This is a genomic window from Streptosporangium jomthongense (assembly GCF_042650425.1).
GTDB lineage: Bacteria > Actinomycetota > Actinomycetes > Streptosporangiales > Streptosporangiaceae > Streptosporangium.
On sequence record NZ_JBHSBC010000032.1, the window covers coordinates 85,049 to 94,619 of the forward strand.

Here is a 9,571-nt window from a genome sequence, read left to right on the forward strand (position 1 = left end):
CACGGCCGCGGCCACAGTGGCTGCCACAGTGCCGATCGCAGTGGCGGTCGCGGCGATCGTCGTGGCCTGCCACCTGCTCTTCGGGGGAAGCGCGACGCTGCCGCACGACGAGGACGCGGCGGCCTTCCGCCTCATCGGCGACCTGCGCGACTGGGTCGACGCCAACAGGAACGCCAGCCCGATCTTCCTGTTCCTGGTCAACTACGTGCGCCTGCTGGCCGGCGGCCTGAACGACGCCTTCGCCCTGCTCCTGCGGGAGCTCGGCTGGGCCGGAACCATGGGACTGGCGGGCGGGATCGGCTGGCTTGCCGGTGGGCCGAGGACCGCGGTGACCGTGCTGGCCGGGTTCTGCGCGTTCGGGGTGCTCGGTGTGTGGCCGGAGAGCGCCGAAACCCTCGCGCTCGTACTCGCCTCGGTCCTGCTCTCCCTGCTGCTCGGCCTGCCGCTCGGCGTGTGGGCCGGCCGCTCGGTACGGCTGCGCCGCCTGCTCGACCCGGTCCTCGACGTGATGCAGATCATGCCGACCTTCGCCTACCTGGCGCCGATGGTGCTGTTCTTCCAGATAGGACCGGCCGCGGCCGTCGTCGCCACGACGGTCTACGCGATCCCCCCGGCGATCAGGATCACGGCGCTGGCCGTCGAGCGGGTCTCCCCCTCGGCGGTCGAGGCCTCGGCCTCGCTCGGCGCGACCCGCTGGCAGACGCTGCGCACGGTCCACCTGCCCCTGGCCCGCGCGACGATCGCGCTGGCCGTCGGCCAGACCGTCATGATGGCGCTGTCCATGGTGGTGATCGCCGCGCTGATCGCGGCCCCCGGCCTCGGCTCGGGCATCGTCACCGGCCTGTCCCGGGCCGACGTCGGCCTCATGCTCCCCTCCGGTCTGGCCGTCGTGGCGCTGGCCGTCGTCCTCGACCGGACGGTCGCCGCCTGCGCCGTACCGGGAGGACGGCCGCGCCGGGCCGTACTCGCCGCGGCGGTCCTGGCGCTCTGCGGCGCCGCCGCCTCCCTGCTGCTGGGCACCGGGTTCCCTCCCGGCTGGACGCTCCACCTGGCCGGACCGGTCAACGACGCCGTGACCTGGGCGAAGTTCTCCTGGTACGGCGTCACGGACGCGATCAGGAACCTCGTGACCGAGGCCCTGCTCAACCCGTTGCAGGAGGTGCTGACCTCCTCCCCCTGGTGGCTGGTCGCCGGGGTCGTGCTGGTGGTCGCCTGGCGCCGGGCCGGTCCCCGCGACGCCGTCGTCGCCGTCTGCTGCCTGCTGGCCACGGCCCCGCTCGGGCTGTGGCGGCACACCATGGAGACGCTGACCACCGTGCTGACCGGGACGGCGCTGACCCTGGCCGCCGGGCTCGCGCTCGGCGTCGCCGCGGCCCGCTCTCCCCGCTTCTCCGCCGTGCTGCGCCCGCTGCTCGACGCCGCGCAGACCATGCCGTCGTTCGTCTACCTGCTGCCCGCGCTGGCCCTGTTCGGCGCGAGCAGGTTCACCGCGGTCCTGGCCTGCGTGGTCTACGCCCTGCCCCCGGTCGCGCGGCTGGTCCAGGACGGGATCGGCGCCGTCTCCCCGGCGGCCGTCGAGGCCGCCCGATCCTGTGGCTCGACCGAGTGGCAGGTGCTGTGGAAGGTCCGCCTGCCCCTGGCCCGCGGGGCGATCCTGCTGGCCGCCAACCAGGGCGTCGTCATGACGCTCGCCATGGTCGTGGTCGGCGGGCTGGTCGGCGGGGGCGGGCTCGGCTACGACGTCGTCTCCGGCTTCGCCCGGCGTGCCGACTTCGGCATGGGGCTCGCCGCCGGAGTGGCGACGGTTCTGGTCGGGGTCACGCTCGACCGGATCACCAGGGGCGCCGCGGAGCGCCCCGCCAGGAAGGTCCCCCGATGGTCTCCCGGAAAGAAGAGGATCTCATGAGGATCGGACGCAGCATCCGTCTGCTCGCCGGCGCCCTCACCGTCGCGCTTGCCGCGGGATGCGCGGGCGCCAGGGTCGAGACGGGTCAGGCCGCGGCGCCGTCGCCGGCGGACTCCGTCGTGCGGATCGCCGTCAACCCGTGGGCCGGTTACGAGGCCAGTACGGCGGTGCTCTCCCACCTGCTGGAGAAGAAGCTCGGCTACACCGTCAAACGCGAGAACCTCGCCGAGCAGGTCTCCTGGGAGGGCTTCGAGAAGGGCGACGTCGACGTCATCGTGGAGAACTGGGGCCACGAGGACCTGAAGAAGACCTTCATCCAGGACAGGAAGGTCGCCGTCGAGGCCGGTTCGACCGGCAACAAGGGCGTCATCGGGTGGTACATCCCCGGCTGGATGGCCAAGGAGTATCCCGGCATCACCGACTACCGCAACCTCAACAGGTACGCGAACCTGTTCAGGACCTCCGAGTCCGGCGGGAAGGGCCAGCTGCTCTTCGGCGACCCGTCCTACGTCAGCAACGAGGACGCCCTGATCAAGAACCTCGGGCTGAACCTGAAGGTCGTCGTGGCGGGCAGCGAGGCCGCGCTGATCGAGTCCGCGACCCAGGCGCAGCGCCAGCGCAGGCCGCTGCTGTTCTACTTCTGGAAGCCGCACTGGCTCTTCGACAGGATCGACCTGGTCAGGGTCACCCTGCCCCCGCACACCGAAGGCTGCGACGCCGACCCCAAGAAGGTCGCCTGCGACTACGCGGAGCTGGACCTCGACAAGGTCGTGAGCAGGAGGTTCGCCGAGACCGGCGGCCGGGCCTACCAGCTGGTCAGGAACTTCTCCTGGACGAACGAGGCGCAGAACGCGGTCGCGAACGACATCGTCAACAACGGCCTGAGCGCCGAGGCCGCCGCGGAGAAGTGGATCAAGGCCAACGAGTCCGTCTGGTCCTCCTGGATGCCCCAGTGAGGGCACTGTCGCATCCGCTGACCCGCCTCGTGGCGGCGGCCGTACTGCTGGTGTGGCTGCCCGGGTGCTCCGCCCCGCAGCAGAGGCGGCCGGTGACCGGCGGCCTGGTGCGGATCGCCGTCAACCCGTGGGTCGGCTACGAGGCCAGCGCCGCCGTCCTCGGTGTGCTGCTGGAACGGGAGCTCGGTTACACGGTGCGGAAGGTGCCGCTCAACGAGACCGAGTCATGGGAGGGAATGGAAAAGGGGACGGTCGACGTCATCGTCGAGAACTGGGGTCGGGAGGCGGAGAAGAAAACCTATATCGAGGACAGGAAAGTCGCGGTCTCCGCCGGGCGCAACGGCAACAGGGGTGTCATCGGGTGGTACGTGCCCCAGTGGATGGCCGAGCGATATCCCGGCATCACCGACTGGCGCAACCTCAACAAATACGCCGGGCTGTTCAGAACCAAGAAGTCCGGTGACGCCGGGCAGGTTCTCGACGGCGACCCCTCCTATGTCACCAATGACGAGGCGCTGGTGCGCAATCTCCGTCTCGACTACAAGGTGGTCTACGCGGGAAGCGAGAAGGCTCTGATCAACGCCGCGGAGGTCGCCACGGAACGGCGGACCCCGCTGCTGATGTACTTCTACGAGCCGCAGTGGCTGTTCACCCGGCTCAAGCTGGTCAAGGTCAACCTTCCCCCCTACGCGATCGGCTGCGACGCCGACCCCAAGAAGGTGGCCTGCGACTACCCGCCCTACCTGCTGGACAAGGTCGTGAGCAGGAGGTTCGCCGAGACCGGTGGCAGGGCCTACGAGCTGGTGCGCAACTTCACCTGGAGCAACGACGACCAGAACGCGGTGGCCGACGACATCGTCAACGCGAACATGACCCCGGAGAAGGCCGCGGAGAAGTGGGTCAGGGAGAACGCGATCGTCTGGAAGGACTGGATCCCCGCCTGACCGGCCGTACGGGAGAGAGCGGCGCGGGAGGGGGCCCTCCCGCGCGCGCCGTGCTCGGAGGTCTCAGACGGGCATGCCGTAGGCGGCGCGGACCCGCAGGACGTGCTCGACCAGTGTGATGAGCGTGCCCTTGACGGAGTCGCGGGAGCGCGCGTCGGTGCGCACGATGGGGACGTGCGGGGCGAGCGCCAGGGCCTCGCGCACCTCCTCCTCCGTGTGGAGGAACCTGCCGTCCCAGCCGTTGATGCCGACCACGAAGGGGAGCTTGGCCTCCTCGAAGTAGTCGATCGCCGGGAAGCCGTCGGCCAGCCGCCGGGTGTCGACCAGGACCACCGCGCCGATGGCGCCCTTGACGAGGTCGTCCCACATGAACCAGAACCGGTGCTGGCCCGGCGTGCCGAACAGGTACAGGATCAGTTCCTGGTCCAGCGACAGCCTGCCGAAGTCCATGGCGACCGTGGTCGTCGCCTTGTTCGGGGTGAGGCCGAGGTCGTCGATGCCGGCGCTGGCGTCGGTCATCACCGCCTCCGTGGTCAGCGGCAGGATCTCGGAGACGGCACCCACGAACGTGGTCTTGCCGACGCCGAAGCCACCGGCGACGACGATCTTCGTCGACGTCAGGCCGCCACGGTTAGAGCCTGCGAAGTCCACTGAGAACCCTTTCGAGCATGTTGAGATCCGGTTGTCCCTTGTCGAGGCTCGGCTGGTGGAGGCGGACGAGTCCCTCGTCCGCCATGTCCGCCACCAGCACGCGGGCCACGCCAAGCGGGACCCTCAGCAGCGCCGAGATCTCGGCGACCGACCGGAACGCCCGGCACATCCTGATGATGGCCTCCTGCTCGGGGGTGAGCAGGGCCAGCTCCTCGTCCATGATGAACGAGGAGGAGACCAAGGTCTCGATCGCCATGTGGTAGCGCGGCTCGGCGCGACCGCCGGTGACCGTGTAGGGACGGAACAGGGGTTCCTCGTCCCCACTTCCATCACTCCCGAGCACGGCCCCCTCCAGTGAACCTCATCGTCATCTCCGGGATGCCTGTAGTTCGGCCCGCAGAGCGGGGGTGAGCACCTGACCCGCACGGTCGACCAGCAGGGTCATCTGGTAGGCGACCAGTCCCATGTCACACTCGGGGGAGGCGAGGACGGCGAGCACCGAACCGTCGCTGATCGCCATGACCAGCAGCAGCCCGCGCTCCATCTCGACCACCGTCTGGGTCACGGCCCCGCCCTCGAAGACGCGGGACGCCCCGACGGTGAGGCTGAGCAGGCCCGCCGCGACGGCGGAGAGCTGGTCGGCCCGGTCGTCGGGGAAACCCTCCGAACTGGCCAGCCGCAGCCCGTCCGCCGACACGCACACGGCGTGCGCCACCCCTGGAGTGCCCCGGACGAACTCGGTGATCAGCCAGTCGAACCTGCTTGCCTCGTGGCTCAGGGTCGTCACGAGCCCTCCTCCTTATCCGCCAGGGTCCTGGCGGAGTCCTCGTTGAGTTCGGCCCGTCCCCGCCGTACCCCCTGCTGGAAACTCGACAGGCGGCTGCGGACCCGCTCGGGCGAGAGGGGCGGCATCGGAGTCGACGGTACGGCCGCGGCCGTACCCGGGACCAGGTTGGCCTTCGGGGTGCGCTTGGGCAGGCCCGCGGCGGTGATCCCGCCGAGGGCCGGGTCGCTGGCCGCCTGGGCGGCCCGCCATCCGGCGTCGGCCGCTGCCTCCCAGTTCTCCGGCTCGCGGACGGGTGTCCGCGGCCTGAGCGGTCGCGCGACGGGCTCGGAGGCCTGGCCGGGATCGCCGGCCTCGGCCTCCTGTGAGTCGTCACGTGTCTCCGGGCCGGGAAGGGCCTGCCTGACGGCCTGTGACGTCTGGCCGGCCTCCTCCGGTTCCTCGGTCTCATGAGGTTCGTCGGCCGTCTCGCCGTGCCCGGCGGCCGCCTCGGTCCTGCGGAACCAGGCGGACTCGACGGAGGCGAAGATCGGCAGGAACTCCTCCTGCTCGGGTTCGAGCGGGGAGACCCGTACGGCGGGCATCGACGCGGTCGCCGGGTCGTCGTGGGCTTCGAGCGCGTCGTGGGAGCTGTGCCCCCAGGCGGAGAAGCCGCTCGACGGGGCGGGGGCGCCGCTCGCCGCGCCGCCGCCCGTCCCGGGGACCGGCCGCTTGGGCAGCGGGTAGGCCGTACCGGACGGGGCGCCGAGCGAGCCCGAGGCGATGGGCTGGTCGGCGGGGATGGGGTGCTCGTCGGGGAAGGACACCGAGTTGAAGGGGTCCGCCTGCGGGAACGAGGGATGCCCCTGCCCGAGGGAGGTGTGCCCGAAGGAGGTCCGGCTGAGGGAGGTGCCCGCGAACGAGCTCTGCCCGAAGGAACTCTGCCCGAAGGAGCTCTGGCTCTGCGACTCCCCGCCCCACGACGGGGTCTGGCTCGGCTGGACCGTCTCGACGATGAGCGCGGCGGGGAACAGGACCATGGCGATGAGGCCGCCCGACTCCTGCGGGCGCAGCTGGACCCGGACGCCGTGGCGCAGGGCCAGGCGGCCGACCACGAACAGGCCCATCCTCCGGGAGACCGAGACGTCGACCACGGGCGGGTCCGCCAGGCGCCGGTTGGTCTCGATCAGCTCCTCGTTGGTCATGCCGATGCCGGCGTCGCTGACCGCGAGCAGCGCGCCGCCGCCCTCGATCATGCTGCTGGAGACCACGACCTGGCTGGCCCGCGGGGAGAACTGGATGGCGTTCTCCACCAGCTCGGCGATCAGGTGGACGACGTCGTTGGCCGCGCTTCCCGAGACCGAGAGCGTGCGGTGCACCTTGACCTGGACCCGCTCGTAGTCCTCGACCTCCGACAGGGAGGCGCGCACGACGTCGACGAGCTTGGCCGGCTGGCTGCGCCTGCGGGAGGGCTCGTGGCCCGCCAGGACCAGGAGGTTCTCCGAGTTGCGGCGCATGCGGGTGGCCAGGTGGTCGAGCCGGAACAGGTCGGCGAGCCGCCCGCCGTCCTCCTCGCCCTTCTCCAGGCCGTCGATCAGTGAGATCTGCCGTTCGACCAGGGTCTGGGTGCGGCGGGAGAGGTTGACGAACATCGCGCTGATGTTGGAGCGGAGCTCGGACTCCTCGGCGGCCAGCCGTACGGCCTGCTGGTGGACCTCGTCGAAGGCCTTGGCGACCTCTCCGATCTCGTCCTTGGAGTCGACGGAGATCGGGGCGATGTCCGGCGCCCTGGTGTCTCCCGAGACCCGCAGGTTGCGCACGACCTCGGGAAGCTTGAAGCCCGCCACGTCCAGTGCCTCGGAGCGCAGACGGCGCAGCGGCAGGACCATCGAGCGGGCGATGAGGACGGTCAGTCCGAGGATCAGCATCAGCAGGAGCAGGATCAGCCCGGAGGCGATGATCGCGTTGCGCTGCTCGGTGTCCTCAAGCTCCCTGGCCCGGGTGATCACGGCCGTGGCGACCTGGGTCTCGACCTTCCCCATCCGGTCGAGGATCGTGGTGTTGTCGGCGAACCACTGCTTGACGGCGGCGAAGTCGGTCAGCAGGCGCCCCTGCGACTGCGAGCCGCTGGCCAGCACGATCGCCCTGGCCTTGGTCAGCTCGGCCCGGTAGACCTTCTCGTCCATCAGGGCCTTGACGAGGAGCTGGCGGTTGGCTCCGCTCGCCTCGATGGTGAAGTCGGCCTTGTACTCCTCCATGCGCGATCTGGAGGCGATGAACTTCTCGATCTCCTGGGCGGTGATCTGCGAGGGGGCGTAGTAGCCCGCGAGCAGACGCGAACGCTGCCGGGAGACCTCCTCCTTGGCGCGGGCCAGCGCGCTGAGCGCCCGGGTGTTGCCGACGATCTCGGGGTCGTCGCTGACCAGGGTGAGTTCCTCGTGCAGCTGCAGCAGCGGGGCGATCATGATGCTGTAGCGCTCTGCCCGGTTCGTCCCGGGCAGCTGCCGCAGCTCGCCCAGGCCCGCGAGCTGGTAGCCCACGTCCCTGGCCGCCTCCGCGGCGCGCTGGCCGTAGCTGTCGTCGATGTTCTGCAGGTCGAGCCTGACCTTGCCGACCAGGGCGTCGACGGTCTTCGCCTGCGCCGCCGCCGCGTCCTGCAGGCCCTGGTTCGAGGGCTGGAAGGCGGCCCAGGCGACACGGTCACGTTCCAAACCGAGGGCCTGCGCCAGTTCTCGCAGCGATCCGGAGTACTCGGCCGCCGAGGCGGTCCGCTGGTATCCGGCCACGCTGTCGATGGAGGCGACCACGCGCGTTCCGGCGAGCACCACGCCCACCACGGTCGGCACGAGGATCAGGGCGGTGAGGCGCGTCCGCACACGCCAGTTCCGCAAACCGAACCGGGCGGCGAAGCGCCTGCCGCGGCTGTGTGCCGCGGTACCGCCGCCCTCGGTTGTCGCCGTCGTCACCGCTCTCGCTCTACCTCTCACCATCACGACATAGGTGGCCCTCATCAGACCACATGGTCACGGGACGCAATCGACAAAGCCGACAAACCGGACGCAATCGTTACGAAGGTGACGAGAGAACGATTTCCTATGGTTATCGCAAGGCGGCAAGCACCTGGTCCCGCACCAGTGCCCGCTGGGCCTCGTCAGTCAGAGGACGCCCGGCTCTATCGACAACGTAGAAGACATCCACCGCCTCTGCGCCGAGAGTCTCTACACGTGCGGCTCGCACGTCAAGACCACAGTCTCCAAAAGCCCCGCCGATTCGCCACAATAGTCCCGGTCGGTCCCGTGCGCGCACCTCCACCACGGTTGCGGTGTTGGACGCGTCGTCAACAATAGTGACCCGTGGTGGCGCGACCGGCACCCGGGGCGGCCGGGCCGAAGCGGCCCTGCGGGCCAGGCGCCGCCCGATGTCGAGCCGTCCGGCGAGAACGAGCCGCAGGTCAGCCTCCAGGGTCGCCGGATCGGGCGGCGAGCCGTACTCGGGGACGACCGCGAACTCGATCACCGCCGTCGCCCCCGCGGAGGCGGCCGAGGCGGCGCGGACGACCATCCGGTGCGCGGCGAGCACCCCTGCCGCGCTCCACAGCAGCCCGGCCCTGTCCGGGGCGACGACGGTGACCGCTCCCCCGTTGACCCGTACGGCGCCGCCACCGTGTCTGGCCAGGGACGTCTGGGCCGCCGAGAGCACCGGGGCCGGTCTGACGGGCGTGCCGGACAGCACCGAGCGCACCCGGCGCACGAGGTCGGCGACCAGGGACGCCTTCCAGGAGTTCCACGCGGCGGGTCCCGTGGCGCGGCCGTCGGCGACGGCGAGCGCGGCCAGCAGCTCCAGGACCTCGCGTGATCCGACCGCCTCGGCCACCCTGGAGATCGTCACCGGGTCGTCGAGGTCGCGGCGGGTCGCGGTCTCCGGCAGCAACAGGTGGTGACGGACCACCCGCTCCAGGGTCTCCACATCTGGCGCGGAGAGTCCCATCCGGGCGCCGATATCCCGAGCCACGACCGCCCCGGTCACCGAGTGGTCCCCGGGCCATCCCTTGCCGAGGTCGTGCAGCAGCGCGGCGACGAGCAACAGGTCGGGCCGGGCCACCTCGCGGGTGAACGACGCCGCCCCCGCGGCCGTCTCGATGAGGTGCCGGTCCACGGTGTGGCGGTGCACGGGGTTGCGCTGCGGGCGGTGCCGTACACGCTCCCAGTCGGGCAGCAGACCGACCACCACACCCGCCTGGTCCAGCTCCTCCCAGACCGGCACCGCGGCCTGTCCCGCGCCGAGCAACCCGACCAGGGCGTCGCGCGCCTCGGCGGGCCAGGGTACGGGCAGCGGCGGCGAGTGGGCGGCG

Annotated in this window: 8 protein-coding genes; 3 read left to right on the forward strand and 5 right to left on the reverse strand. The window is 70.8% G+C overall.

Going from position 1 to position 9,571, the window contains the following annotated elements:
* The first annotated feature begins 28 nt into the window (after positions 1-28).
* The 3 genes from ACFOYY_RS25970 to ACFOYY_RS25980 are packed head-to-tail and all read left to right on the forward strand — an operon-like array spanning position 29 to position 3,806.
* Positions 29-1,906, forward strand: a complete 1,878-nt coding sequence (locus ACFOYY_RS25970; RefSeq protein WP_386192895.1) for an ABC transporter permease — start codon at positions 29-31, stop codon at positions 1,904-1,906.
* Complete coding sequence (locus tag ACFOYY_RS25975) at positions 1,903-2,862, forward strand: ABC transporter substrate-binding protein (RefSeq protein WP_362909763.1); 960 nt, start codon at positions 1,903-1,905, stop codon at positions 2,860-2,862. Before ACFOYY_RS25970 ends, ACFOYY_RS25975 begins: the two co-directional genes overlap by 4 nt.
* Positions 2,859-3,806: an ABC transporter substrate-binding protein gene (locus ACFOYY_RS25980; protein WP_352009558.1), complete on the forward strand. Its 948-nt coding sequence runs from the start codon at positions 2,859-2,861 to the stop codon at positions 3,804-3,806. The genes ACFOYY_RS25975 and ACFOYY_RS25980 overlap by 4 nt, the downstream gene beginning before the upstream one ends.
* A 63-nt stretch (positions 3,807-3,869) precedes the next feature.
* Here the strand turns inward: ACFOYY_RS25980 and ACFOYY_RS25985 are convergent, their stop codons facing one another.
* The 5 genes from ACFOYY_RS25985 to ACFOYY_RS26005 form a co-directional block, all read right to left on the reverse strand.
* The gene (locus ACFOYY_RS25985) at positions 3,870-4,457 is read right to left on the reverse strand and encodes a GTP-binding protein (RefSeq protein ID WP_352009559.1); all 588 of its coding nucleotides are present in this window, start codon (positions 4,455-4,457) and stop codon (positions 3,870-3,872) included.
* Positions 4,438-4,800: a DUF742 domain-containing protein gene (locus ACFOYY_RS25990; protein ID WP_352009560.1), complete on the reverse strand. Its 363-nt coding sequence runs from the start codon at positions 4,798-4,800 to the stop codon at positions 4,438-4,440. Before ACFOYY_RS25990 ends, ACFOYY_RS25985 begins: the two co-directional genes overlap by 20 nt.
* 24 nt (positions 4,801-4,824) lie before the next feature.
* On the reverse strand, positions 4,825-5,244 hold the full coding sequence (locus ACFOYY_RS25995; RefSeq protein WP_352009561.1) for a roadblock/LC7 domain-containing protein: 420 nt from the start codon (positions 5,242-5,244) through the stop codon (positions 4,825-4,827).
* The gene (locus ACFOYY_RS26000) at positions 5,241-8,186 is read right to left on the reverse strand and encodes a sensor histidine kinase (protein ID WP_386192899.1); all 2,946 of its coding nucleotides are present in this window, start codon (positions 8,184-8,186) and stop codon (positions 5,241-5,243) included. Before ACFOYY_RS26000 ends, ACFOYY_RS25995 begins: the two co-directional genes overlap by 4 nt.
* Before the next feature lie 133 nt (positions 8,187-8,319).
* A partial coding sequence (locus ACFOYY_RS26005; protein ID WP_386192901.1) for an ACT domain-containing protein occupies positions 8,320-9,571 on the reverse strand: 1,252 nt, incomplete at its 5' end.